This window comes from Pseudomonas corrugata (assembly GCF_001269905.1).
In the GTDB taxonomy this organism is placed as follows: Bacteria; Pseudomonadota; Gammaproteobacteria; order Pseudomonadales; family Pseudomonadaceae; genus Aquipseudomonas; species Aquipseudomonas corrugata.
Map to the genome: position 1 here is coordinate 341,007 of NZ_LHVK01000003.1, position 24,074 is coordinate 365,080.

General features: G+C 60.5%; 24 protein-coding genes. 11 read left to right on the forward strand and 13 right to left on the reverse strand.

Going from position 1 to position 24,074, the window contains the following annotated elements:
* Positions 1-323 precede the first annotated feature (323 nt).
* The 4 genes from AD665_RS01840 to AD665_RS01855 all read right to left on the reverse strand — a co-directional run bounded on the left by AD665_RS01840 (position 324) and on the right by AD665_RS01855 (position 6,956).
* Positions 324-4,049: a calcium-binding protein gene (locus tag AD665_RS01840; protein ID WP_053190653.1), complete on the reverse strand. Its 3,726-nt coding sequence runs from the start codon at positions 4,047-4,049 to the stop codon at positions 324-326.
* A 96-nt stretch (positions 4,050-4,145) separates the two neighbouring features.
* Positions 4,146-4,775 (reverse strand): LysE family translocator, encoded by a 630-nt coding sequence (locus AD665_RS01845; RefSeq protein WP_053190655.1) that lies wholly within the window; start codon positions 4,773-4,775, stop codon positions 4,146-4,148.
* Between the two features lie 63 nt (positions 4,776-4,838).
* Positions 4,839-6,188, reverse strand: a complete 1,350-nt coding sequence (locus tag AD665_RS01850; RefSeq protein WP_024779646.1) for an NCS2 family permease — start codon at positions 6,186-6,188, stop codon at positions 4,839-4,841.
* Between the two features lie 321 nt (positions 6,189-6,509).
* On the reverse strand, positions 6,510-6,956 hold the full coding sequence (locus tag AD665_RS01855) for a MarR family winged helix-turn-helix transcriptional regulator (protein WP_024779647.1): 447 nt from the start codon (positions 6,954-6,956) through the stop codon (positions 6,510-6,512).
* A gap of 82 nt (positions 6,957-7,038) precedes the next feature.
* Between AD665_RS01855 and AD665_RS01860 the strand changes: the two genes are divergently transcribed.
* Positions 7,039-8,205 (forward strand): aminotransferase-like domain-containing protein, encoded by a 1,167-nt coding sequence (locus AD665_RS01860; protein ID WP_024779648.1) that lies wholly within the window; start codon positions 7,039-7,041, stop codon positions 8,203-8,205.
* Between the two features lie 135 nt (positions 8,206-8,340).
* Here AD665_RS01860 and AD665_RS01865 read toward each other — a convergent pair whose 3' ends face one another.
* The 5 genes from AD665_RS01865 to AD665_RS01885 form a co-directional block, all read right to left on the reverse strand.
* On the reverse strand, positions 8,341-8,712 hold the full coding sequence (locus AD665_RS01865) for a glutathione S-transferase N-terminal domain-containing protein (protein ID WP_053190657.1): 372 nt from the start codon (positions 8,710-8,712) through the stop codon (positions 8,341-8,343).
* A gap of 103 nt (positions 8,713-8,815) precedes the next feature.
* The gene (gene folE / locus AD665_RS01870) at positions 8,816-9,361 is read right to left on the reverse strand and encodes a GTP cyclohydrolase I FolE (protein WP_003204506.1); all 546 of its coding nucleotides are present in this window, start codon (positions 9,359-9,361) and stop codon (positions 8,816-8,818) included.
* Positions 9,362-9,438: 77 nt separating this feature from the next.
* Complete coding sequence (locus AD665_RS01875) at positions 9,439-9,996, reverse strand: Smr/MutS family protein (protein ID WP_041021551.1); 558 nt, start codon at positions 9,994-9,996, stop codon at positions 9,439-9,441.
* Positions 9,997-10,070: 74 nt separating this feature from the next.
* Positions 10,071-10,391: a hypothetical protein gene (locus AD665_RS01880; RefSeq protein WP_024780654.1), complete on the reverse strand. Its 321-nt coding sequence runs from the start codon at positions 10,389-10,391 to the stop codon at positions 10,071-10,073.
* A gap of 121 nt (positions 10,392-10,512) precedes the next feature.
* Positions 10,513-11,103 carry a cysteine hydrolase family protein gene (locus AD665_RS01885; protein ID WP_024780653.1) on the reverse strand — a complete coding sequence of 197 codons (591 nt, stop codon included), beginning with the start codon at positions 11,101-11,103 and terminating at the stop codon, positions 10,513-10,515.
* Between the two features lie 254 nt (positions 11,104-11,357).
* Here AD665_RS01885 and prmB point away from each other — a divergent pair, with 254 nt between their 5' ends.
* A complete protein-coding gene (prmB, locus tag AD665_RS01890) occupies positions 11,358-12,266 on the forward strand; it encodes a 50S ribosomal protein L3 N(5)-glutamine methyltransferase (protein ID WP_024780652.1) in 909 nt (302 codons plus the stop codon).
* 147 nt (positions 12,267-12,413) lie between these two features.
* On the opposite strand, the gene AD665_RS01895 is transcribed toward prmB, so the two are convergent.
* Both AD665_RS01895 and AD665_RS01900 read right to left on the reverse strand, forming a co-directional pair.
* A complete protein-coding gene (locus AD665_RS01895; RefSeq protein WP_024780651.1) occupies positions 12,414-13,202 on the reverse strand; it encodes an N-acetyltransferase in 789 nt (262 codons plus the stop codon).
* Positions 13,203-13,301: 99 nt separating this feature from the next.
* Positions 13,302-14,267 (reverse strand): alpha/beta hydrolase, encoded by a 966-nt coding sequence (locus AD665_RS01900; RefSeq protein ID WP_024780650.1) that lies wholly within the window; start codon positions 14,265-14,267, stop codon positions 13,302-13,304.
* A 142-nt stretch (positions 14,268-14,409) separates the two neighbouring features.
* Here AD665_RS01900 and aroC point away from each other — a divergent pair, with 142 nt between their 5' ends.
* From aroC to mtnC, 5 genes are read left to right on the forward strand one after another with little or no spacing between them, the layout of a single operon-like run.
* The gene (gene aroC / locus AD665_RS01905) at positions 14,410-15,501 is read left to right on the forward strand and encodes a chorismate synthase (RefSeq protein WP_053190660.1); all 1,092 of its coding nucleotides are present in this window, start codon (positions 14,410-14,412) and stop codon (positions 15,499-15,501) included.
* Positions 15,502-15,535: 34 nt separating this feature from the next.
* Positions 15,536-16,681: an MFS transporter gene (locus AD665_RS01910; RefSeq protein WP_024780648.1), complete on the forward strand. Its 1,146-nt coding sequence runs from the start codon at positions 15,536-15,538 to the stop codon at positions 16,679-16,681.
* Entirely contained in the window at positions 16,678-17,298 is a 621-nt protein-coding gene (locus tag AD665_RS01915; protein WP_024780647.1) for a methylthioribulose 1-phosphate dehydratase, read from the forward strand. The genes AD665_RS01910 and AD665_RS01915 overlap by 4 nt, the downstream gene beginning before the upstream one ends.
* Before the next feature lie 18 nt (positions 17,299-17,316).
* On the forward strand, positions 17,317-17,862 hold the full coding sequence (locus AD665_RS01920; RefSeq protein ID WP_024780646.1) for a 1,2-dihydroxy-3-keto-5-methylthiopentene dioxygenase: 546 nt from the start codon (positions 17,317-17,319) through the stop codon (positions 17,860-17,862).
* Positions 17,863-17,866: 4 nt separating this feature from the next.
* Positions 17,867-18,550: an acireductone synthase gene (gene mtnC, locus AD665_RS01925; RefSeq protein ID WP_024780645.1), complete on the forward strand. Its 684-nt coding sequence runs from the start codon at positions 17,867-17,869 to the stop codon at positions 18,548-18,550.
* Positions 18,551-18,610: 60 nt separating this feature from the next.
* Here the strand turns inward: mtnC and AD665_RS01930 are convergent, their stop codons facing one another.
* Positions 18,611-18,889 carry a DUF3509 domain-containing protein gene (locus AD665_RS01930; protein WP_024780644.1) on the reverse strand — a complete coding sequence of 93 codons (279 nt, stop codon included), beginning with the start codon at positions 18,887-18,889 and terminating at the stop codon, positions 18,611-18,613.
* 348 nt (positions 18,890-19,237) lie between these two features.
* On the opposite strand from AD665_RS01930, the gene AD665_RS01935 reads away from it, so the two are divergent.
* The 4 genes from AD665_RS01935 (at position 19,238) to AD665_RS01950 (ending at position 22,683) form a co-directional block, all read left to right on the forward strand.
* Positions 19,238-21,064, forward strand: a complete 1,827-nt coding sequence (locus AD665_RS01935) for a long-chain-acyl-CoA synthetase (protein ID WP_053190662.1) — start codon at positions 19,238-19,240, stop codon at positions 21,062-21,064.
* Between the two features lie 95 nt (positions 21,065-21,159).
* A complete protein-coding gene (locus AD665_RS01940) occupies positions 21,160-21,678 on the forward strand; it encodes an ankyrin repeat domain-containing protein (protein ID WP_024780642.1) in 519 nt (172 codons plus the stop codon).
* Positions 21,679-21,889: 211 nt separating this feature from the next.
* On the forward strand, positions 21,890-22,420 hold the full coding sequence (locus AD665_RS01945; protein WP_053190664.1) for a hypothetical protein: 531 nt from the start codon (positions 21,890-21,892) through the stop codon (positions 22,418-22,420).
* A 71-nt stretch (positions 22,421-22,491) separates the two neighbouring features.
* Positions 22,492-22,683: a PLDc N-terminal domain-containing protein gene (locus AD665_RS01950; protein ID WP_041021537.1), complete on the forward strand. Its 192-nt coding sequence runs from the start codon at positions 22,492-22,494 to the stop codon at positions 22,681-22,683.
* 49 nt (positions 22,684-22,732) lie between these two features.
* On the opposite strand, the gene AD665_RS01955 is transcribed toward AD665_RS01950, so the two are convergent.
* The gene (locus AD665_RS01955; RefSeq protein ID WP_024780639.1) at positions 22,733-23,920 is read right to left on the reverse strand and encodes an MFS transporter; all 1,188 of its coding nucleotides are present in this window, start codon (positions 23,918-23,920) and stop codon (positions 22,733-22,735) included.
* Positions 23,921-24,074: the final 154 nt, after the last annotated feature.

The following is a 24,074-nucleotide window of genomic DNA, read 5'->3' on the forward strand; positions in this document are numbered from 1 at the left end:
CTGAGATTCTGACGCTTCGGTGTGTCTTCCCGACGGCGAGACGGATACCTGGTCCGTTCCTTCCGTCCTCATGGGACCCCTGGGTGAACTTTCCGGCGTTGTATCGCGACTGGTGCGGGATGTATCGGAGGACGAAGTTGAGACATTGGGGCGGGTGCTTTTTCTTGGACTCATTGGAAGTTCGGCTCTTGGATATCAATAATGAATATGACTTGAAACAGATGGCTGATCGTCGCCTTGAAGATGTTCATGGAAAAGGCCCGCGCAGGTGCACTACATATATATTGCGTTTGAACTAAATATCTGGAAAAACCTGCATGAGGCTATGCCGGGTTGGATAGGGCCTTGTCCGACGAGAGTATCCAGTTCATATAAGGCAACTCCCTGGCAAATGGCGGCCCCAAGATGATTGCCTGGGCGAGCATCAACGACTTGCTCGGCGTTAAACCCTCTACTAACTTGGTGCATTGTTCCCGCAATAAACGCAGTGACTCGTCGTCCAAGGGGGGATGTTGGCTGAGGCCTTCCCGGGCCACCTCCTGATAGATCTTGAGATGGTGGTCACACACGTTTGTTTTTCTAAGATCCTGCGCCGTAATAACCCGAGACTTATTTGTATCCAGGGTCCACTTGCGTGTCTTGAGGTGATAGCTCAGGGCACCGGGAGTGCCGTCCTTGACGGCAACATTGAAGACCCTCAGTTGTTCGGACGACAACCTGGAAAGTTCCAGGGGCAACGCTGCATCGGGGTCGAGCGTGGGCGCAAAATACCGACCATCCAGGGCTTCTACATAAACGCTCTCGAACAAGCTGTTGACCGCATACACGACACCTTGTGTAGTGATAACGCGTATCTGGTCCACAAGGTCGTCAACTTCATAAGCGGGCAGATGAATGACCGTTCCACCGATTTGCAGCAGGTTGGATGCCAGTTTTATCTCGACCTGGCCGAGCTGTGTAGCGTCGAACTCCCACAAGGAGGCCTGGGGTAAGCGGGGGTTGGCGCTGGCCAGTGCGCCTGGCGTGGAGAGACGTAGCGTCATGTTCGTGCCCAAGTGGACAAGGTAGCTGGAGCCTTGGCCAATCAGGACTTCGACACCCGCTTGTACGGCGGCTGAAGTGAGCAGGGCGCAGGTCGCCCGGTTGCCCATGTAATAGGGCTTTTTATCCAAGGGCTGAAGATAGGCGTATTTCTTTTTTGTCGGCGTGAGTGGCAGTGATATTGGCGTTTTCCATTGTACCGGGTCCTTGTTTATGAACTGGTTGTCCAGTAACAGGCCGTAGTCGGGGGAGGGCAGGAGCAAACGATAGGATGAGCCGTCATTCATGATCAGGATCAAAGTATGATTCGGACCGAGGGCGGAAAATGCGCGTCGTCCCGAGGCGTTTTTGCGCGCGGTATAACGTTCATCGGAACTTGCCAGGTTATTCAGGACGATCCGGCGCTTGCCAAAGTGCAGCGTCAGGCCACACTCACCATATTTCACAGTGTCCGATTCGTCTTCCGGAATGACGTGGGCGTTGTAATGGGCCTCGATTCGTGTCAACTCGGAGTGGACGTAGTCCAGGTGGACTGTGGTGGAGTATTCACTTTTTTGTTTGACCTTGAGTGTAGTGAACTCAATAAGACGGGAAACGTAATAGCTCGTATCTTTGGCGTGGTCGATTGATTGCTCGCTTCGATCATTCAGGATGGCCGGGTTTCGCGGCGTTCCTTGTTGCACCATGATGGCTTCGATGGAGAGCCGGTTGCCATGTTCGATACTGTCGGGCAGGTCGGGTAGCCAGTGGAAACCATCTTTGGTGATAAAAGTCAGCTTGCTGTTGCGCAGAGCTCTTGGATACCCGGTATCGCTGTAGACGTTGTTGATCGTAACTATGCGAACGTCCCAGTCGTTCGAATCGAACCCGGAGGTAATCACCAGATTGCCGGCCTCAATTGCCCAGCTTTCAATCAGATCCGCTCGCCAGTCCAGTGCGATGACACTATTGCCCACGCCGTCTTCGCTGATCGATACATGGCCTGGCCGATGGGCAATGGCGTAGACATCATCGCCTGGGCCACCGTCTGCGTTGCGGTTATTGCCACTGAGGATGAAAATCCGGTCATTTCCCGCGCCGGCCTCAATGGAGTCGTCACCGCGGGATTTGATGATGTTCGAGCCGGCCGTTCCCTTGATGACGTTGGTTCCGCCCTCAAGTATTTCGATATGTTCGATGCTTTCAAGGACAGTAGAACGATAGGCGCCGCTCGTTGTTCCATGAGGGGCTTGGGTGATGACGCTGACTTGCCCTGCGGCCAGATCGACCTGATAACCCAGGCGCGTCTCCTGACTGTCGCTGGCACCGCCGGCTAGAATCAGCGTGTCATTGCCTGCGCCACCCATCAGGCGGTTAGGTTGGGGCGTCTGGTTGCTGGCGACGATCTCTGGCGCCCTTTCAAAAATGAAAACATCATCTTTTGCGCCACCGGTGAGTGTCTTGACGCCTGCCCCGTAATGGAAGACGTTTGGCTTGTTTTCAACGCCCAGGACAGTGTCATTGCCGCCGCCGATAGACCATTGGATGCCTTTATGGTCTGCCGCCGTCCCGATAACTGCACCGGGCGTCTCAGCCGTTACGCCACTGCGGGCATCAAACCAATCATCGCTGTCCTTGATCCGGGGACGCACAGTGGATGCCTGATACCTTTCGCCGGTCCACCAACTTCGGGTGTTGTAGGTCACTCGTTCGAGTTCTACGGTGAACTTTCCGTTTACGATCGCTTCGGTGCTGTCTTTCAACGGCCCCCCGAGCAAGTTCAAGGCGTTGGCCTGGAGCCGCTTTGTATGTTCAGCGGCCGCCTTGGCGACGGTATAGCGGTCCTGGATATCGTCATCGGGGCTGATCGTCCAGAAGGCGAGCCAGCCCGTGCGAAGGCGTTCGTGGACGGTGAGTTGTAGGTAGTCGTCGATTTCATCGACTTGACGGATCGCGCCCCAGATCTGTGAGCCGACCACCAGGATAAGCCCTGCGGCCAGACCCGCAGGACCCGCTGACGTAAACCCTGCCAGCGCCGCGACGCCAAGGGTCACGGCCATGGTGGCACTGGTCACGCTCAAGGCTGCGTTGACGTAGTGGTCGGTGGCCTCGCGGCCGGTGGAGCCGGCGGCGGCCTTGAACGAGTCGACCGCGGCGATGATATCGAAAGGAAGCGTCAGCACGCTGGCAAGCAGGCCACTGCCACGCGCCAACCTGATGGCGAAGGTCGTTTTGGCGAAATCCTCCAGGGAGCGCTGGCCGGCCTTGATCATCTGGGTGGCCTGGCGGGTCACCAGCGCTTCGACACCGATGGACGCCACCTCGGCGGCCACGCTGGTCCCGTTGAACAGGGTCTGGTAGGCGTCCTTGTCCCGGATGGCGTCTTGCAGGCCGCGCAGGCCGCTGTAGATTCCGAAAGCCTGGAGTCCCAGGCCCGTGGGAATGAGGATCTGGCTCTTGGCCTGGTTGATCCAGCTGGATGACCGCTGCACCAGCACTTGGGTGTCGAGGTTCCGGGCCGCGTTCAACAGTCTTTCGAGCGTGTTCCGATAACGACTCGGTTCGGCCTGCATCTCAAGGTCTTCCCGCAACAATGATTGCGCGGAGCGTGACCGTTGGCTCGCCATTTCGAACAGCAACGTTGGCAGCCGGTAGTCGTTTGCATCGCGGGTGAGTGTTATACGGGTTTCGATATCACGGGCGTTGAGCTGCAGTGAGTTCAGGAAAAAGCGATTGGGAATGCGGAAAAAAGTATTCTCGCCGTTCAAGGGCTGTCCGTCGGTTGTTGCGCCGAGTGCATTCAGGGCTGAACGGGTGACGGTCACAGAGCCGATGTGGAACGGGCCGTAAAGTTTATCCACAACTTCAAGTTGCGCCTGTCGCTGCTTGAGTTCTGAGCTGAGCTGCGATTGATCGGCAACTTCGAAATCGAGCGTTTCGGTTGTGCGCGCATTGGCGTGCAAACCTATATCCGTAATGACGATGCCGTGCTCGGCATAAACGGAGGAGGGCTGAATAACCTTGGCCATTGTGAACGTCCTTGTTCAACGATGATTGAATGGCCCTCTATGTAAGATGTTTTCCTGAACGGTGTATATCGATGGGTTGTTGCCTCGTTTTGCCACTCAGTGGGCGGACAATAGCGACGCTGCGCCCGCGCCTCCAAACAGGCCAGCACTGACGCGATTGAACCAGCTCTGGCCTTTACCAGTGCGCAGGTACCGCGCCGCGCCGTGGGCGCCGAGGCCATAGGCCAACTTGCAGAGCAGGTCGAGGACGGTCCAGGTGGCGATCATGATCAACAGTTGGGGCAGGAACGGTTGCCCGGCGCTCAGGAACTGCGGCAGGAACGCGGCGAAGAACAGGATGTCTTTCGGATTGCTGGCGCCCAGCATGAATGCCCGGCCAAACAGCGCGCGAAAGCGCGGGACGGCGGCGCCCTGGGGCACTTCGGCGCCTGGGGAGGGCTGTCGCGATTGCTGCCAGCTCTGCCAAGCCAAGTAGAACAGGTACAGCGCACCGACGATTTTCAGGGCACTGAACAGCTTCTCCGAGGCCAGCAGCAACGCCCCAAGCCCCAGCGCCGAGGCGCTCAACAAGCAGATCGAGGCGATCACCCCGCCCAGGAACGCCGGATACGAGCGGCGCAGGCCGTAGTTCAGGCTGTTGCCGATCATCAACAACGACAGGGGCCCGGGGATGAGGATCACCACCAGCGCGGCGCCACTGAACAGCAGCCAGGTTTCCAGATTCATTGCTTTGCTCCTGATGTACAAAAGCCTCACCCGAAGGGTGAGGCGGGGTGGATACGGTGTTGCTTACAAGAAGATGAACTTGGCGATGAAGATCGCGCAGAGCACCCACAGGCTGACAGAAATTTCCTTGCGTTTACCGGTGCCGGCCTTGAGTACCACGTAGGTGATGAAACCCAGTGCAATACCGTCGGCGACCGAAAAGGTCAGGGGCATCATGATGGCCGTGACGATGGCCGGAATGCTGTCGGTCGGCTCGTCCCATTCGATATGGGCCATGCCGCCCATCATCAGCATGGCGACGTAGATCAAGGCTCCGGCCGTGGCATAAGCGGGGATCATCCCCGCCAGCGGTGCGAAGAACATGGCGGCAATAAATAGCACGCCGACGGTCACCGCGGTAAGCCCTGTCCGGCCTCCCGCCGCGACACCGGCAGCGCTTTCCACGTAACTGGTCACCGGCGGTACGCCGACCATGGCGCCGAATACGCTGGAAGCGCTGTCGGCTTTCAGGGCGCGGGAAAGATTCTCGATCCGGCCATCGGGCTTCACCAGACCAGCACGCTGGGCCACGCCCATCAAGGTGCCGGCGGTGTCGAACATGTGCACGAACAGGAAGGCCAGCACCACGCTGATCATGCTGACGTTGAACACGCCGGCCACATCCATCGCCATCCAGGTCGGTGCCAGGCTCGGCGGCGTCGACATCACACCATTGTACTGCACCAGGCCCAGGCCCCAGCCGGCCAGGGTCACGGCGATGATGCTGATCAGGATCGCGCCGAACACCCGGTGATAACTGAGCACGGCGATCATCAGGAAGCACACGGCGGCGAGCAGCGGGCCGGGTTCGCGCAACGAGCCGAGCTTGATCAGGGTGGCGGGGCTGTCGACGATGATTCCGGCGGTCTTCAGGCCGATCAGTCCGAGGAACAACCCGACCCCTGCACCCATGGCGAACCGCAAGCTCACCGGAATGCTGTTGAGCAGCCACTCACGAACCCGCGACAGGGTCAGGATCATGAACAGCACGCCGGAAATGAACACCGCGCCCAACGCTGTTTCCCAGTTGTAACCCATGGTGCCGACCACGGTGTAGGTGAAGAAGGCATTCAGGCCCATGCCCGGTGCCAGGCCTACCGGCCAGTTGGCATACAGGCCCATCAACAGGCAACCGAGGGCTGCGGCAATACAGGTGGCGACGAACGCCGCGCCGTGGTCGATGCCGGCGTCGGCCATGATGTTGGGGTTGACGAAAATGATGTAGGCCATGGTGATGAAGGTCGTCAGGCCGGCGATCAGCTCGGTCTTCACCGTGGTGCCATGCAAGCTGAGTTTGAAGATGCGCTCCAGCCAGCCATTGCTTGATGGCGGCGAGAGGTCCAGCGTCCGGGCTTCGGGTTTGCGGCTTTCCACAGCGAGTACTCCTCAACAGTTTTATTGTTATTTCCAGCGTCGCAGGCCTTGCGGGGGGAGACTCGCGCGCTTTGAGGCAGGTAAGGCTGGCGAAGTAGTTGACCTGTTGGTCAGGAACTCGCACGAAGCGAATTATGCTTTTGTATACAAATAAAGCAAATAATGTTTTCTGTTTTGTCGACGAAATGTTTGGTGATATGGATATATCGCCTGGGAGGGCGCTATCGCGGACAAGCCTTGCTCCCACAGATACGGATCATCTTGTGGGAGCAAAGCTTGCTCGCGATGGATAGCTCAGGCCATGCATGACTTGAATTGATATCAGTCGGCGGATACCTGACCCTTGCCCAGCGCCATGTTCACCGCCAGCCACCCATTCACCGCCGCTTCCCCGGCTTCGGCAAACACCCGCTCCAGCAATTTCACCTGTTCGCGCCGCAACGCCTGTTCGAATCGTGCCCCTTCTGCGGTCAACTCCAGCAGCCGCTTACGCTTGTCGGTCTCGGACGCGACGCTGTTGACCAGATGCATTTCCATCAGTTGCCGCAGCGGCATGTTCAGGGCTTGTTTGGTGACGCCCAGCAGGGCCAGCAATTCCTTCACGCTGAGGGACGGATACCGGGCGACGAAAAAAACGATGCGCTGATGCACCCGGCTCAACCCACGGCGCTCGAGCATTTCATCGGCCTTGGCGGTGAACGCCTGGTAGCCGAAGAAAAACGCTTCCATGGCCATCTGCTGGGAAGTCGGATTTTTAAGGTCAAGCATATTGACGTATCCAGAAGGGTCGGAGTAATTTCGGTCAAGCAGTTTGACTTATTTCCCTAATGCCTCGCTACAGGTGCCCCCCATGGCTTTTTCCGAACGTGTCTCGCGCCTCAAAAGTTCTTTGATTCGAGAAATCCTCGCAGCGGCCCAACGCCCTGAGGTGATGTCGTTCGCCGGCGGTCTGCCCGCCGAAGCCATGCTGCCGAAGGTGGAGTGGGACGCCATGCCCCTGGCCATGGGCCAATACGGCATGAGCGAAGGGGAACCGGTCCTGCGCGAAGCCTTGGCGGCGCAGGCACGGGCGCTGGGCCTGGCTTGTGAGGCGAGTCAGGTGCTGGTGGTCAGCGGCTCGCAGCAGACCCTCGACCTGGCGGCGAAGCTGCACATCGACGTCGGCACCGAGATCATGCTGGAGGCACCGACCTACCTGGCGGCGCTGCAGATTTTCCAGCTGTTCGGCGCCGACTGCATCACCGTCCCCCTGCAGGCCGATGGCCCGGACCTGAAGCAATTGCGGGCACGCCTGGAACAGCATCGACCGGCGTTCATCTACTTGATCCCCACGTTCCAGAATCCGTCGGCGGTGCGCTACAGCGAGGCCAAGCGCGACGCGGTGGCGGCACTGCTGGATGAGTTCGGTGTGACCCTGATCGAAGACGAACCCTACCGCGAACTGACCTTCGACGGCGGCAGCGCCACGCCGATTGTCAGTCGCTTGAAGAAAGCCAGTTGGATCTACACCGGCACCGTGTCGAAAACCCTGCTGCCGGGGCTGCGGGTGGGCTACCTGATTGCCAGCCCGGACCTGTTCCCGCACCTGTTGCGCCTCAAGCAATCGGCGGATCTGCACACCAATCGCATCGGCCAATGGCAGGCGTTGCAATGGATCGGCAGCGAGAAGTACCGCAGCCACCTCAGCGAGCTAAGGGATTTTTACCGGGATCGTCGCGACCGGTTCCAGGCTGCGCTGCACACGCATTTTTCCGACATAGCGGACTGGAACATACCCCAGGGCGGGCTGTTTTTCTGGTTGACCCTCAAGCAGCCGCTGGACACCCGTACGTTGCTCGCCGCCGCGCTGGCAGCGGATGTGGCGTTCATGCCGGGAGAACCGTTCTTCCCCGAGCCGGACCAGCACCCGGGGCACTTGCGCTTGAACTTCAGCCACATCGATCCGGCCCGGCTGGATGAAGGGTTGAGGCGGCTGGCAGGGGTGGTGCGGGCAGCGTTGGCTGCCGAGGCGGCGTGAGGCGGTGGGTCTTGTGGTGAGCGGGCCAGCGCTATCGCGAGCAGGCTCGCTCCCACAGAAGTTTTGTGAACACTGAAGATCCTATGTGGGAGCGAGCCTGCTCGCGATGGGGCCTTCACATCTCCCCAAGAACCATCAGACCGCCGAAAACCGCTTGTCCAGATAATCAATGATTACCTTGGACTCGTACATCCAGGTGGTCTGGCCATTCTCTTCGATACGCAGGCACGGCACCTTGATCCTGCCGCCTTGCTCCAGCAGTGTCTGGCGATCCTGCTCGTTGTTCTTCGCATCGCGCAGGGCCACTGGTACGTTGAGGCGGCGCAGGGTGCGGCGGGTTTTCACGCAGAACGGGCATGCATGGAATTGATACAGCGTCAGGCTGCGGGCGGCCTGGTCGACTTGCGCCTGGGTGTCGGCCGGGCGTTTTTTCTTGCCTGGACGGGTGATGAAGTCGATGAAGATGATCAGTTGGCCCAAACCAACTCGAAGTGCTTTGACGATCACGGTATAAGCCTCGCGGCAGGGAAGAAGAGGGCGCGCAGCTTACCTGATTTTTCACGGGCGAAAAAAAACCGGCGATCGATGCCGGTTTTTCTCGAACGACAGCTTACTTGATGAGGCTGAGAAATTCGCTGCGGGTAGCGGCGTTTTCACGGAACTCACCGAGCATCACCGAGGTGATCATCGAAGAGTTCTGCTTTTCCACGCCACGCATCATCATGCACATGTGCTTGGCCTCGATCACCACCGCCACGCCCAGGGCGCCGGTGACCTGCTGGACCGCGTCGGCGATCTGGCGGCTGAGGTTTTCCTGGATCTGCAGGCGACGTGCATACATGTCGACGATCCGCGCGACCTTCGACAGCCCCAGCACCTTGCCGCTCGGGATATAGGCCACATGGGCCTTGCCGATGAACGGCAGCAGGTGATGCTCGCACAACGAGTACAACTCGATGTCCTTGACCAGCACCATTTCGCTGTTGTCGGAGCTGAACAAGGCACCGTTGGTGACTTCTTCGAGAGTCTGTTCATAACCACGGCAGAGGTACTGCATGGCCTTGGCAGCACGCTTGGGCGTGTCGAGCAGGCCCTCGCGGGAAACGTCCTCGCCCAGTTGGCCGAGAATCGCGGTGTAATTCTGTTCCAGAGACATGAAACTACCTGTGGGATTTTACGCAAAGGGCAAGGGTACGGTGGCGGACACGGCGCTGCAAGCTCGGCAATCGAGGGCTACTCGTCGCGGCCTTCCATCATGGTGCGCTTGAGCATCACGTATACCGCCCCGGCGCCACCGTGTTTCGCCTGGCAGGAGGTGAAGCCCAGCACTTGCGGGTGCTGGCGCAGCCAGGTGTTGACGTGGCTCTTGATCATCGGCCGCTTGCCGTCCAGGCGCACGGCCTTGCCGTGGGTGACACGCACGCAGCGGATTTCGAATTTCGTGGCTTCGGCGAGGAAGGCCCAGAGGGTTTCCCGGGCTTTTTCGACGCTCATGCCATGCAGGTCGAGACTGCCCTCGAAGGGGATCTGGCCGACCTTCAGCTTGCGCATCTGGCTTTCCTGGACGCCGTCGCGCGCCCACATCAACTCGTCTTCGGGACCTACGTCGATCACGAACTGATCGGACAATCCGTCCACGGTCGTGGCGTCGGCGCGCACGGTGGCGGCCTGTCGCAGCTTGGCGATCTGTGCGCGATCGGCTTTGGGTTTGCCGGTGTCGGCGCGATCGTGTTTGATCGGTTTAACGCCCTGGATCGCACTTTTGAACAGGGAAAAATCGTCGTCTTGCATGTCAGCCTCCGCGAAGGCTGGCCAGTTTACCCAAGTCCGGCGGGATCGGGCGCGACAAAACGTCGGATGGCGGGTCAGTCGTGCTTTTTCATCAGGTGCGGAGCCATGGCCAGCTCCAGGGATTGGCGGGCGCGACGGCGGCAGAGGCGCCAGAGCCAGATACCCAGCAACAGGACAAGAAGACCCACGGCCAGGATGATCGCCGAACCGAGCGGGGAGGCGTTCAAATCCCCCAGCGCGGGCGGGCGGCCCAACAGGCTCGCGGCACCGGCCATGGCCAGCAGGACGCCGAGTGTTGCCAGCAGCGCCGCGATGGCCGCGCCAAAACGAAACCGCCAGTTGCTCGGGCCTTTGGGCCGCAAGCGACGTGCGTCAAAACCATCGGATAACTTCATTCCGACCTTCCTCAGTGGGTATCGGCCCTTCGACCGGAAGATGTTCGGGTTGTTCCTGAGGATAGGGCTAATGGGAGTCTTTTGCGGATGAGCGGCGGAGGCGGCCGCTCATCGAGGGCAATCAGATCAAGTCGTGGGTCAGGGCCAGCGTCGCGAAATTGTCCGCCATGATCGCCATTTCAGTCTGGTGCACTTGTTCGGCGCTCAGGACACCGCCCTTGTGCGGCAAGTCGCGGGTGGCGCAGGCGTCTTCCACCAGGGTGCAGCGAAAGCCCAGGTTCTTGGCGGCACGCACGGTGGTGCTGACGCTGGAATGGCTCATGAATCCGCAGACGATCAGATCCAGGGGACCGAACTCTTCCAGGCGCTTTTTCAATTCGGTGCCATGGAAGGCGCTGGGCAGCAGCTTACCGATAATGGTTTCGTCATCCAGGGGTTCGAGGCCTGGAATGAATTCCCCGCGTTCGCCCTGTGGATCGAACAGCCCGCCGTGGGTGCCCAGGTGGCGCACGTGCACGATCGGCCGGCCGGCGGCACGGGCCGCGCCGAGCAGTTGCTTGATGTTCGCAACCGCTGCATCCATGCCGCTCAGGGCCAGGGGGCCGGCGAGGTATTCTTTCTGGGCATCGATGATGATCAGGGTCGCTTGACTCAGATTGGCCGCTGCGTAACCACGGCCGCTGAGTTGAAACATCGTTTTTGGAACGGACATTCTGGGGCTCCTTCGGGTGGGGCTTTTGCGACATTGTCCTCTGGCTGAGCGGTTCTGTGAATCGCTTCCATCGCAAGCGCCGTCGTTGCTGGCCTACAGCCTTGTCAAGACGCCCGTCTTGTTCAATGGGTGGCGCAAAAAACGGAAGGTTCCTACGCCTGCTCTGGCGTTTTTCAGTCGTCCTTGAGGCGCGTTTGGGTAGGCGCGCGTTTGGCTGTTAGACTCGCCAGTCGTTTTTTCTGGAGTTTGCCGCTGTGATCACTTCCCGTCTTCGTACCCTGCGCGACCATATCCGTTGGGCCGTCAGCCGTTTCCATGGGGAAGATCTGTTTTTCGGCCACGGCACTGACAATGCGTGGGATGAGGCTCGCCAACTGGTACTGGGCGCGCTGCACCTGCCTTGGGAAATCGCCGACAGCTATCTGGATTGCAGTCTGGAAGACGACGAATTGGTCCATGTGCAGCGCCTGCTGCAGCGACGTATCGCGGAGCGCATCCCGGCGGCCTACCTGTTGGGCGAGGCCTGGTTCTGCGGGATGTCTTTCATTGTCGACGAGCGCGTGCTCATCCCGCGCTCGCCCATCGGTGAGTTGATCGAAAAGCGTTTCGAACCCTGGTTGGCCCAGGCACCGGCACGGATCCTAGACCTGTGCACCGGTTCCGGCTGTATCGGTATCGCCTGTGCCTATGAATTTCCGGAAGCCGAAGTGGTGCTGGCCGACCTGTCGTTCGACGCACTGGAAGTGGCCAACCAGAACATCGAGCGCCACGGCGTCGATGAACGTGTATTCACCGTCCAGGGCGATGGTTTCGACGGGCTGCCGGGACAGCGTTTCGACCTGATCGTGTCGAACCCGCCCTACGTCGATGCGGAAGACTTCGCTGACATGCCCCAGGAGTACCAGCATGAGCCGGAGTTGGGCCTGGCCTGTGGCGATGATGGCTTGAACCTGGTACGCCGGATGCTGGCCGAGGCGGCCGACCATCTGACCGAGAAGGGATTGCTGATTGTCGAGGTAGGCAACAGCCAGGTTCATGTCGAGGCGTTGTACCCCGAAGTCGATTTCGCCTGGCTGGATTTCGAACGCGGCGGGCATGGCGTGTTCATGCTCAGTGCCGAGCAGTGCCGCCAGCATCAGGAGCTGTTCGCTTCGCGGGTTTGACTGAAGCGAGATCGCCTGTCAGTTCCCCCTGTGGGAGCGAGCCTGCTCGCGAAGGCGTCAGATCAGTTGCAGGGTAGTGGCTGACACACCGCCTTCGCGAGCAGGCTCGCTCCCACAGGGGATTGCATCCATAGCTATAGCGTGGTCTCAGTGCCGCGTCGCAATCCAGATCAGCAAGCCCGCCTGGAACATGGCAAACGCTACCAGGCAGGTGATGGTGAAGCGCAGGCCGGTGTCTTCGCGTTTGAACTTGTTGACCTTTTCCTCCTGCTGCTTGAGCTTGACCTCCTGTTCCGCCAGGTTCTGCTCGGCTTGTTGCAGCATCTGCGCGGCTTCGAGGATTTCCACGAACTGCAGCTTTTCGGTATTCCAGTCTCCTTTCAGGTCACCGACCTGGGCATTCTTGACGCTGCCCTTGAGGTGCTGGGCGTCGGCATAGACCACTTCGAAGCCATGGGCCTGCAGGAAGCGGTCGCGGCGCAGCCGGGTATCTTCGTTCAACGCGTCCTTGTTGTTCAGGTCGGTGCCGTCCACCCGATAGCTTGACCAGCGCTTCTTGGCCCACGTAATGGCCTGGGCTGCGAGGAAGCGGCCGATGCCGCGGTTCATCGGCTCCATCTGCAGGCTTTCCGGGGAAAAATGCAGGCGCTTCTCGACGTGATCGGCCCAGACATCCAGGTGGTTCTGTTCCTTGCGCACGCGTTGGCCTGGCAACTGGATGCTCATGCGCAACAAGCTGCGTTCCTTGCTGTGGCGCTCGGCGTAGCTGAATTCGACAAACCGCAATGGCCGCGCGCCCGTGGCACGGTCCGTCTTGAGCGGGGCCAGCCGGAGCATCTTGTGGTGCTCGGCTTGCACGTCCGCCCAAGGCAGCTCCGCCGTCGGTGTGGCGGGCGTTTCGGCGGTGGTGTCGGGTGAAGTTTCAGTCTCAGTCATAACGGCGAAATCCTGTCCTGGCCGGCTCGTCGGAAGCCAATGCGCTGTCCGACACCGATCTATCGGCCGTTTTTCCCAGGACTGGAGGGTTAAAAGCGCTTAACGGGCAGCTATCGAGTCAATAAAAGCCACTATATGGGTACCGAGCGCCGCTGCCAGGGGCAGGTCGGGATTCTTATAGGACGCCAGTTGCCGTTTCTCGTCGTAGGGCACGATACGCATCACGTGGTTCATGCCCTCGATCAGCGCCAGCTCGGCGTCGGGTTTGGCCGCCTTCAACTGCCGCGCGTCATCGACATTGACCTGAATATCGTGGCTGCCCTGGATGATCAAGGCCGGCACCTTCAGCGCCGCGAACGCCTGGGCTGGATCCTGACGGAACAGCGAGATCAGGTACGGCTGCACGCTGGGTCGGAAAATGAACTGCAGCGGCGCCGGCACGTTCGCGTCGAGGCGACCGGCCTTGAGGCTGTCGAGCAGCTCATTGCTGCGCAACATCAGCGGCGGTGGCAGACGGCTGCCCAGTTGCTGGCGCAGCACCTGGTCGATAGGACGGGCACTGCCGGCCACCGAGATGACCGCTGCCGCATTGGCCTGGGGGGCGGCGAGGCTGGCGATCAATGCGCCTTCGCTGTGCCCGAGCAAAATCAATGGGCCCAGCCGTGGGTCAGCGGCCAGTTTGTGACTCCAGGCCACGGCATCGGCCACATAGGCCTCGACGCTCAGGTCGCGTTCGTCCGGTGTCGCGGCCAGGCTGGCGGCCACGCCGCGCTTGTCATACCGCACGCTGGCAATGTTGTGTTTGGCCAGGACCCAGGCCAGGCGTTTGAGACTGTCATTGCGTCCGCCCTCGGGGTTATTGCCGTCGCGATCCGTAGGACCGGATCCGGAAATGATCAGGACTACCGGCACCGGCTTGTCGGATTTGGGCAGTAGCAATGAACCAAAGAGCTCGCCGTGGCCGGTGTCGAGGCTGATCGGTCTTAGCAGGACCGTCGCCTGGGCCAGGCTGGAAAACAGACCGATGAACAGGGTAAGGCTCAGGACACGCAGGTTTAGCATCATCACGCCACTGGTTGTGAAGGTGCCGGTTGGACTGACGGCTACCAATAAGGTTCGAGGATGAACTACGCAGTTAGCCTGCGTATACTGGCGCCCATCAAGAATCCCAGATTGAGTTTCTCAGCGATTTCACGGAGCACCCTGCATGTCCGGCAATACCTACGGCAAGCTGTTCACCGTTACCACCGCGGGCGAAAGCCATGGCCCGGCGTTGGTCGCCATTGTCGACGGCTGCCCGCCGGGCCTGGAGATTTCCCTGGAGGATCTGCAGCGTGATCTGGATCGCCGCAAGCCCGGCACCAGCCGCCACACCACCCAGCGCCAGGAAGCCGATGAAGTCGAGATCCTGTCCGGAGTGTTCGAAGGCCGCACCACCGGTTGCGCCATCGGCCTGCTGATCCGCAACACCGACCAGAAGTCCAAGGACTATTCGGCCATCAAGGACCTGTTCCGCCCGGCCCACGCCGATTACACCTACCACCACAAATACGGTGAGCGTGACTACCGTGGCGGCGGCCGCAGTTCGGCCCGGGAAACCGCGATGCGCGTGGCGGCCGGGGCGATTGCCAAGAAATACCTGGCCAGCCAGGGCATCGTGATTCGTGGCTACATGAGCCAGTTGGGCCCTATCGAAATCCCCTTCAAGACCTGGGATTCGGTGGAGCAGAACGCCTTTTTCTGCCCCGATCCGGACAAGGTGCCGGCACTTGAGGCCTACATGGACCAGTTGCGCCGGGACCAGGATTCGGTCGGTGCGAAGATCACTGTGGTGGCCGAAGGAGTGATGCCGGGCCTTGGCGAGCCGATTTTCGACCGCCTCGACGCCGAACTCGCCCACGCGCTGATGAGCATCAACGCGGTGAAAGGCGTGGAAATCGGTGCCGGTTTCGCCTGCGTTGCCCAGCGTGGCACCGAGCACCGCGACGAACTGACCCCGCAGGGTTTCCTCAGCAACAACGCAGGCGGCATCCTGGGCGGCATTTCCTCGGGCCAGCCGATCGTGGCGCACCTGGCGTTGAAACCGACCTCCAGCATTACCACGCCGGGCCGCTCCATCGACATCCACGGCAATCCGGTAGACGTCATCACCAAGGGCCGTCACGACCCATGCGTGGGTATCCGTGCCACGCCGATTGCCGAGGCGATGATGGCGATGGTGTTGATGGATCACCTGCTGCGGCATCGCGGCCAGAACGCCGATGTCCGGGTCGGCACCCCGGTGCTGGGTCAGCTTTGATGGCTGATCTGCCGACCGCCGTGGCCTGACGACCATGGCGGCACTGCCGTACTGGCGGCTCTCCAGCTTCTATCTGTTCTATTTCGCCCTGCTCGGTTCGACGGCGCCGTTCCTGGCGCTGTATTTCGATCACCTGGGATTCAACGCGGCGCGCATCGGCGAGTTGGTGGCGATTCCCATGCTGATGCGCTGCGTGGCGCCGAACATCTGGGGCTGGCTGGGGGATTACACAGGTCAGCGCCTGGCGATCGTGCGCTTCGGCGCGGTCTGTACGTTGCTGACCTTTTCCCTGATCTTCATCGACAAGAGCTACGCCTGGCTGGCGATGGTCATGGCGTTGCACGCGTTCTTCTGGCACGCGGTGCTGCCGCAGTTCGAAGTCATCACCCTGGCCCATCTGAGCGGACAGGCCTCGCGCTACAGCCAGATCCGCCTGTGGGGCTCCATCGGCTTCATCATCGCCGTGGTCGCGTTGGGCCGGCTGTTCGAATGGCTGAGCCTGGACATCTACCCGCTGGCGCTGGTGCTGATCATGGGCGGCATCGTGCTTGCCAGCTTCTGGGTGCCCAATGCCCAGCCGATACAGGGGCCGCGGGTGGCAGGCGACGGATTCCTGCGCCAGCTGCGCAGCCCCGGTGTACTGGCCTTCTATGCGTGCGTCGGCCTGATGCAGATGAGCCATGGACCGTATTACACCTTTCTGACGCTGCATCTTGAACGGCTGGGTTACAGCCGTGGGGTGATCGGCGTGCTGTGGGCCGTGGGCGTGGTGGCTGAAGTCCTGGTGTTCCTGGTGATGAGCCGGATCCTGGCGCGGTTTTCCGTGCGGCGGGTACTGCTGGCGAGTTTCCTGCTGGCCGCGTTGCGCTGGCTGCTGCTGGGATCATTGGCCGAATTTCTCTGGGTGCTGTTGTTTGCCCAGGTGCTGCATGCGGCGACCTTCGGCAGCTTTCACGCCGCTGCCATCCATTTCGTGCAACGTAGTTTCGGCGCTCGCCAGCAAGGCCAGGGCCAGGCGCTGTATGCCGCACTGGCCGGTACGGGCGGGGCATTGGGCGCCTTGTACTCGGGCTACAGCTGGAACGCCTTGGGCGCCACCTGGACTTTCAGTATCGCCAGCATCGCAGCCTTTGCTGCAGCCGTTATCATTGCCACACGTATGCAAGAGGACAGGCCATGAGCCTTACCCGTGAACAGCTTGCCCGGGAAATCATCGACGCCGGGCGTTTCCTGTATGGCCGCGGTTGGTCCCCGGCCACCAGCAGCAATTACTCCACCCGCCTGGCGCCTGACCAGGCCTTGCTCACCGTGTCCGGCAAGCACAAGGGACAACTGGGTCTTGACGATGTGCTGGCCACTGACCTGGATGGCAATAGCCTGGAACCGGGCAAGAAACCTTCCGCCGAAACCCTGTTGCACACCCAGCTCTACCGCTGGCGCCCGGAGATCGGTGCGGTGCTGCATACCCATTCGGTGAACGCCACGGTGCTGTCGCGCCTGACGGCTGAAGCGTTCGTCGATTTCGAAGACTATGAACTGCAGAAAGCCTTCAGCGGTGTATCGACTCACGAGTCCCGGGTGCGCGTGCCGATTTTCGACAACGACCAGGACATCGCTCGCCTGGCCGCAAAGGTACAGCCGTGGCTCGATGAGCATCCCGATTGTGTGGGCTACCTGATCCGTGGCCACGGCCTGTATACCTGGGGACCAGGCATGAATGATGCGTTGCGTCAGATCGAGGCGTTCGAGTTCCTGTTCGAGTGCGAGCTGAAAACCCGCGCACTCCTGAACCGTTAATTTGCTGGAGCCATAGCCATGAGCAGCCTGTCCGTTTACCACGTATCAAGTCCCGACATCCCGAACAAGGTGTTGACTCACTTCGAAGACATCGCCGCGACACTGGCCGAACAAGGGGTTCGCTTCGACCGTTGGGAGGCGGCGACGAGAATCCAGCCCGGCGCGGCCCAGGACGAAGTCATCGCCGCCTACCGGAGCCAGATCGATCAGTTGATGACCGAGCGCGGTTACATCACGGTCGATGTCATCAGCCTCAACAGCGATCATCCGCAAAAAGCCGAACTGCGCGCCAAGTTCCTCGATGAGCATCGCCACGGTGAGGACGAAGTCCGCTTTTTCGTCGCCGGGCGCGGTCTGTTTACCCTGCACATTGACGATTACGTCTACGCCGTGTTGTGCGAAAAGAACGACTTGATCTCCGTGCCTGCCGGCACACCGCACTGGTTCGATATGGGTGAGCACCCGCATTTCGTTGCCATTCGCCTGTTCAATAACCCGGAAGGCTGGGTCGCCAATTTCACCGGCGACGACATCGCCAGCCGTTTTCCTCGCCTGGAGGACTGAGCCCGTGTCGATCAAAGCCATACTCACCGACATCGAAGGCACCACCAGCGCGGTGAGTTTCGTCTTCGACGTGCTGTTTCCCTACGCTGCACAGCACTTGCCGGCGTTTGTCCGTCAGCATGCCGACCGCGGCGACGTGGCCGAGCAACTGGCTGCGGTGCGTCAGGACAGTGGCGAGCCGGGGGCAGACATCGAGCGAGTCATCGCGATTCTGCTGGGCTGGATCGCCGAAGACCGCAAGGCCACGCCACTCAAGGCGTTGCAGGGCATGGTCTGGGAGCAGGGGTATCAGGCCGGGCAGCTGAAGGGGCACGTTTACCCGGATGCGGTAGAGGCCCTCAAGCGCTGGCATGAAGCAGGCTATGGGCTCTATGTGTATTCATCGGGGTCGATTCAGGCGCAGAAACTGATCTTCGGCTGTTCAGAGGCAGGCGACTTGTCGCCGTTGTTCAGCGGTTACTTCGACACCACCTCAGGCGCCAAGCGCGACGTCCAGTCCTATCAGCGGATCAGCCAGGCCATAGGAGTTGCACCAGGCGAGATCCTGTTCCTGTCGGACATCGTCCAGGAACTGGATGCGGCCCAGGGGGCTGGCATGGTGACGTGTGGATTGGCTCGGGAGGGGGGGGAGTTGCCTGGACATCTCACCGTGAAGACTTTTGCCGACATAAACCCTGAGGGTTTCTGAGGACCACCGCAAACCCCACAAAAGCCCAGTTGAGGGAGCCCAACTGGGCGAACTTCAAGGTCAAGCGCTGTGATACGTCGGCAGCGCAAAGCGATGCTGGCTCTGCAACATACTGATCTGCGGCAGCTCGCTGGCCTGCTCGGCCAAGTCACGACGGATGGCACTGATCACCCAGGACAGCTGGTCCCCGGCGTGCAACTGGGCATAGGAAATCGAGCGTTTGAACTGTTTGCCTTCGCTGTTGCGCAATGTCAGCAGGATGCCGCCGTCCGGGCGAGCTTGTGTAGTCACTTCATAGTTGGAAAACAGGGACGCGAACTTCTCTTGAATCATATTCATTGACTGCTCCTTGGTGGTGGCAAACCGTGGAGGAGAAGTTGCACTGACCATGCCAGCATTGGATCCGTCTAAAATTCCTTAAAAAACAACAAGTTAATTTTCAGGTGCTTTTTTGCTTTCGTGCATCTTGCATGAATGGCTATCGTGCACCCTGCATTTTGCGTGGTCGGACAATCTTTTTTTGAACCAAATCAAATCCTGATGCTCACGCTTCGTCTGTCCCCGCAGTGGATACAAAACATTGCAAAAAGCGCGTGTACAGGGCGACGAGCGCTCGGTACTTTCGAGCGACCATCGCCGCCAGCCTGAGCGCAGGAACCGAGACCCGCAGGTCGAACAGGGAGCTTCATGAGTCGTATACCCAACGACGCCATTACCTGGGGCATGATGCTGCGCAAGCTGCCTTCCCTCGCCAGAATCGTCCCCCGGATCATCAGGGGCCGCAAGTTCGCCAATGTCCGGGACCCGGCCCAACCCTGTGGCCTGGGCTGGAGTTTCGAACAGGCCGCGCGACGCAATCCCCAGGGCCCTGCGTTGCTGTACGACGACATTTCATTGAGTTATGCACAAGTCAACGAGCAGGCCAATCGCATCGCCCACTATTGGTTGGCGCAGGGCATTGGCAAGGGCGACTGCATCGCGATTTTTCTCGAGAACCGTCCTCAACTGCTGATAACGCTGTTGGCAGTGGCGAAGATCGGGGCGGTCAGTGCCATGCTCAACACTTCGCAGACGGGAGACGCGTTGGTGCACAGCCTGGTGCTGGTTGCACCGGTCGCGGTGGTGGTGGGGGATGAGCGGATTCCGGCTTTCGAGCAGGTGCGGGGCCGGACTGCTCTGTCGAGCGCTCGCACCTGGTGGTTGGCTGACGAACACAGCGCCGCTGTCCCTTGCGGCTTCGTCGATCTGCTGGGCAACAGCGACGACTATCCTGATGACAACCCGGTCAGCAGCCGACAGGTATTTTTCAACGACCCGTGCTTTTATCTCTACACCTCGGGCACTATCGGCCTGCCCAAGGCCGTGGTGTTCAGTCATGGGCGCTGGATGCGCACGTCCACCCATTCTGGCCTGATGGCCCTGGACATGCAGCCCGACGATGTCCTCTACTGCCCCTTGCCCCTGTATCACGCCACGGGTCTGTGCGTGTGTTGGGGAGCAGCGATCAGTGGCGCGTCGGGTTTTGCAATCCGGCGTACATTCAGCGCCGGCCGGTTCTGGAGCGATGTACGCCGTTATCGAGCAACCACGCTGGGGTATGTGGGGGAGCTGTGTCGCTTCCTGATCGACCAGCCTGCCAGCGGCGAAGACCGTCGGCATGAGGTGCAGAAGATGATCGGTAATGGCCTGCGGCCGGGCGCCTGGGCTGCGTTCAAGACCCGCTTCGGCGTCGACCACATTTGTGAGATGTACGCGGCCAGCGACGGCAATATCGGCTTCGCCAACCTCCTGAATTTCGACAATACCGTCGGGTTTTCCCTGACGGGCTGGGAGCTGGTGCAGTACGACCAGGGCAGCGGGATGCCGCTGCGCAACCTGCAAGGGCGGATGCAGAAAGTCCCGAAGGGGCAGCCTGGTCTGCTGCTGGCGCGGATCGATGACAAAGCGCCCCTGGACGGCTACGCCGACCCGACCCGGAACGAAGAAGCCATCTATCGGGATGTCTTCACTCCTGGTGATCGTTACTTCAATACCGGTGACTTGCTGCGTGACCTCGGTTTTGGCCATGGCCAATTCGTCGACCGCCTCGGCGACACCTACCGCTGGAAAGGCGAAAACGTATCCGCCACGCAAGTCGAGAATGTCTTGCTGCAGCACCCGCAAGTGGCCGAGGCGGTGGTCTATGGTGTGGAGATCAATGGCGCCGACGGGCGCGCCGGCATGGCGGCCATCACTCCATCCGAATCCCTGGCAACCCTGGACTTCAGCGAGCTGTTGCAGTTTCTGCAATCCCGGCTGCCGGCCAATGCGGTACCGCTGTTCCTGCGCATCAAGGTGAAGATGGACATCACCGGCACCTTCAAATACCACAAGGCCCGGCTCAGGAGTGAAGCCTTCGACCCCTGCGTCATGGACGATGAGCCGGTCTTCGCCTGGATACCCGGCACCGGAACCTATGTGCGCGTCGACCGCCAGTTGGCGACGCAGATCCGGGGCGGGCAGTATGACTATTGATTGTGGCTATGACGGGTACAGAGAAAAAGGGGATGACAGGCCCTGCGCCGCTCGGGAAACTAGCCGCATTCTCGAAGACTCAAGTGGAGTTCCCCATGTCCGATACAAGCCGCCAGATGACCCCGGAAGAGGCCGCGGAATTTGCCGAACAGGTGTTCAACGTGGCGCGCCAGGGTGACGCCGCCATGATGGCGGCCTTGCTGAGCAAAGGCTTGCCGCCCAACCTGCGTAACCACAAGGGCGACACCTTGTTGATGCTGGCCGCTTATCACGGGCACGTGGAAACGGTGAAAGTACTGCTGGAACACAAGGCCGACCCGGAAATCCGCAACGACAACGGCCAGAGCCCGATTGCCGGCGCGGCGTTCAAGGGCGACCTGGCGGTGGTCTCGGCGCTGGTGGACGGTGGCGCACAGGTGGAAGGTGCCTCCTTCGACGGTCGCACGGCGCTGATGATGGCGGCGATGTTCAACCGGGTGGCGATCGTCGACTACCTGATCGGCAAAGGCGCGGACCCGAAGGCCAAGGACGCCAACGGCACCTCGGCCCTGGATGCGGCCCGGACCATGGGCGCGGTAGATACCACGGCGCAGTTGGAGAAGTTGTCGGGTTGATATCAGACGGTATCCATGTGATGAGAGTGACTGTGGGAGCAAAGCTTGCTCGCGATTACGGTGAGTCAGTCAGCAATAATGTCGACTGGCCTGCCGCTATCGCGAGCAAACTTTGCTCCCACAGCAAGCTCCCTCGCCACGGATGCCTCGGCTGATGTGATGCGCTATCCTGCGCGCCCTCGAAATTCCCAATTGCCACAGGATCCACCCAATGAAAGCCGCACTCGTCGAACTCATCAGCAAAATCAGCTCCGGCTGCCTGGGCGATGCCGACATTGACAGGATTGCCGACGAAGCGGCCCAGGCCTATGCCGATCCGGCGGCTTTCCTGGCAGTCAACCCGGACATCAACTACGACGACACCTTTCCGATTCCGCTGGGCGAATGGGTGGTCGTCGGCAGTTTGCCGGACACCGTGCTGTTCCAGGCCGACACCTATGTGCAGTTGTTCGAGCAGATCGTCGCGTCTTTCGGCCCCGGCGTGGCGTTCAACCTCAAGCCCAAGCAACTGGCGAAAACCGAAGCCCTGACGGCGCTCAACCGCATCCAGATCCAGATGAGCAGCCTGAACAAGGAAAACGGCGGCTACGTACTGATGAACTTCAGCCAGTTGCTCGACGATGAATTGCAGATGGTGCTGGTGTACGGCAACGACGTTCCGCGGGTGCTGGAGCTGTGCGCGCAAGTCGGCATTGCCGCGGCACCTGCCCTGGAAGCCCTCAAGGTCGCGGTCCACGTCTGAAGCAATCAAACGGAACCCTCGCTGGGGGCCGACTATCCTAAGTGTGCATGCCATCACTTGGGAGCGACACCATGGGTTCCACCTTCAACGGCCTGGTTGGCCTGATCATCCTGGCGCTCGATATCTGGGCGATCATCAATGTGCTCAAGAGTGGCGCGGAAACCGGGATGAAAATCCTCTGGGTACTGCTGATCCTGCTGTTGCCGGTATTGGGCCTGATCATCTGGGCGATTGCCGGGCCGCGTGGCAACGTGCGGGTCTGACGCCTCTTGTGCTGTGCCCGGCAGGCGTTGTCTGCCGGGCCTCTATCGATTACGCCGCCGCCATCGCGTGCTTCTGTGACGTGCCGAGGAAACGCAGCAGGGCCAGCAACGGGAAGGCGCTGCCGATGATCACCACCCACAGCCAGCCACCATGCTCGTACACCGCGCTGGCAATCGATGAGCCGAAGGCGCCGCCGACGAAGATACTGGTCATGTACAGGGCATTGAGACGGCCGCGGCTTTTGGCATCCAGGGCATAGATGGTGCGCTGGCCCAGTACCATGTTCATCTGCACACAAAAGTCCAATACCACGCCGGTGACCGCCAGGCCGATGACGCTGTAGAGCGGATGGATGAATGCCGGCAGGAAACTCAGGCCGGCGAACAGCATTGCCAGCAGCGAGGCGATGCGGGTGTGACCGGCGTCGGCCAGCCGCCCGGCAATGGGGGCGGCGATGGCGCCGATGGCACCGACCAGGGCGAACAGGGCAATCTCGGTCTGGGACAGCCCGTGGTTACGCGCCAGCTCCAGGGGCACGGCCGTCCAGAACAGGCTGAACGTGGCGAACATGCAGGCCTGGTAAAACGCCCGTTGGCGCAACAGCGGTTGTTGACGCAGCAAGGTGCCGAGGGAACCCAGCAATTGCCCGTAGGTGGCGCTGTGGTCAGGTTGGCGCTTGGGCACGGTGAACGCCAGAACAAGACTGATCGCCGCCATCAATGCCGCCGCGATCATGAACATTGCGCGCCAGCCGAAGTAATCGGCCACCACGCTGGACACCGGCCGTGCCAGCAGGATCCCCAGCAGCAGCCCGCCCATGATCCCGCCGACCACCCGACCCCGGGACGCTTCCGGCGTGAGATGCGCGGCCAGGGGAATCAGGACTTGCACCGACACTGAACTGAACCCCACCAGCAGCGAAACCAACAGGAACACATTCGGCTGATCGGTGAACGCTGCGCCCAACAGGCTGGCAATCGCCACGAGGGTGGTGAGGATCATCAACCGGCGGTTTTCCAGCAGGTCGCCCAGCGGCACCAGGAAGAATAGGCCCAGGGCGTAACCGATCTGGGTCAGCGAGACGATCAGGCTGGCCATGGTGCTGGTCAGGCCGACGTCGGGGGCGATCAGTTCGATGATGGGTTGGGCGTAATAGATATTGGCAACGATGGCGCCGCAGCAGAAGGCGAATAGCAGGACCATGCCTCGGGTCAGGGCGGGGGAGTTGGCGGTCATGGGAGTTCCGTCAATGACTAGTAAGGATTGCGGGCAAGGCTAAAGGCTGTGCCGGCTTTGGGGTAGTCGCCTGGATTGATAACAACCATGTCCGGGATTGATGCGACTGTGGGAGCGAGCCTGCTCGCGATGGCGGTGTGTCAGTTACCAGTGC

Coding starts and splice junctions, on each gene's coding strand:
- AD665_RS01840 (WP_053190653.1), bottom strand. CDS start 4,049: ATGGCCAAGGTTATTCAGCCCTCCTCCGTTTATGCCGAGCACGGCATC.
- AD665_RS01845 (WP_053190655.1), bottom strand. CDS start 4,775: ATGAATCTGGAAACCTGGCTGCTGTTCAGTGGCGCCGCGCTGGTGGTG.
- AD665_RS01855 (WP_024779647.1), bottom strand. CDS start 6,956: ATGCTTGACCTTAAAAATCCGACTTCCCAGCAGATGGCCATGGAAGCG.
- AD665_RS01860 (WP_024779648.1), top strand. CDS start 7,039: ATGGCTTTTTCCGAACGTGTCTCGCGCCTCAAAAGTTCTTTGATTCGA.
- folE (WP_003204506.1), bottom strand. CDS start 9,361: ATGTCTCTGGAACAGAATTACACCGCGATTCTCGGCCAACTGGGCGAG.
- AD665_RS01875 (WP_041021551.1), bottom strand. CDS start 9,996: ATGCAAGACGACGATTTTTCCCTGTTCAAAAGTGCGATCCAGGGCGTT.
- AD665_RS01880 (WP_024780654.1), bottom strand. CDS start 10,391: ATGAAGTTATCCGATGGTTTTGACGCACGTCGCTTGCGGCCCAAAGGC.
- AD665_RS01885 (WP_024780653.1), bottom strand. CDS start 11,103: ATGTCCGTTCCAAAAACGATGTTTCAACTCAGCGGCCGTGGTTACGCA.
- AD665_RS01895 (WP_024780651.1), bottom strand. CDS start 13,202: ATGACTGAGACTGAAACTTCACCCGACACCACCGCCGAAACGCCCGCC.
- AD665_RS01900 (WP_024780650.1), bottom strand. CDS start 14,267: ATGATGCTAAACCTGCGTGTCCTGAGCCTTACCCTGTTCATCGGTCTG.
- aroC (WP_053190660.1), top strand. CDS start 14,410: ATGTCCGGCAATACCTACGGCAAGCTGTTCACCGTTACCACCGCGGGC.
- AD665_RS01910 (WP_024780648.1), top strand. CDS start 15,536: ATGGCGGCACTGCCGTACTGGCGGCTCTCCAGCTTCTATCTGTTCTAT.
- AD665_RS01915 (WP_024780647.1), top strand. CDS start 16,678: ATGAGCCTTACCCGTGAACAGCTTGCCCGGGAAATCATCGACGCCGGG.
- AD665_RS01920 (WP_024780646.1), top strand. CDS start 17,317: ATGAGCAGCCTGTCCGTTTACCACGTATCAAGTCCCGACATCCCGAAC.
- AD665_RS01930 (WP_024780644.1), bottom strand. CDS start 18,889: ATGAATATGATTCAAGAGAAGTTCGCGTCCCTGTTTTCCAACTATGAA.
- AD665_RS01935 (WP_053190662.1), top strand. CDS start 19,238: ATGAGTCGTATACCCAACGACGCCATTACCTGGGGCATGATGCTGCGC.
- AD665_RS01940 (WP_024780642.1), top strand. CDS start 21,160: ATGTCCGATACAAGCCGCCAGATGACCCCGGAAGAGGCCGCGGAATTT.
- AD665_RS01945 (WP_053190664.1), top strand. CDS start 21,890: ATGAAAGCCGCACTCGTCGAACTCATCAGCAAAATCAGCTCCGGCTGC.
- AD665_RS01950 (WP_041021537.1), top strand. CDS start 22,492: ATGGGTTCCACCTTCAACGGCCTGGTTGGCCTGATCATCCTGGCGCTC.
- AD665_RS01955 (WP_024780639.1), bottom strand. CDS start 23,920: ATGACCGCCAACTCCCCCGCCCTGACCCGAGGCATGGTCCTGCTATTC.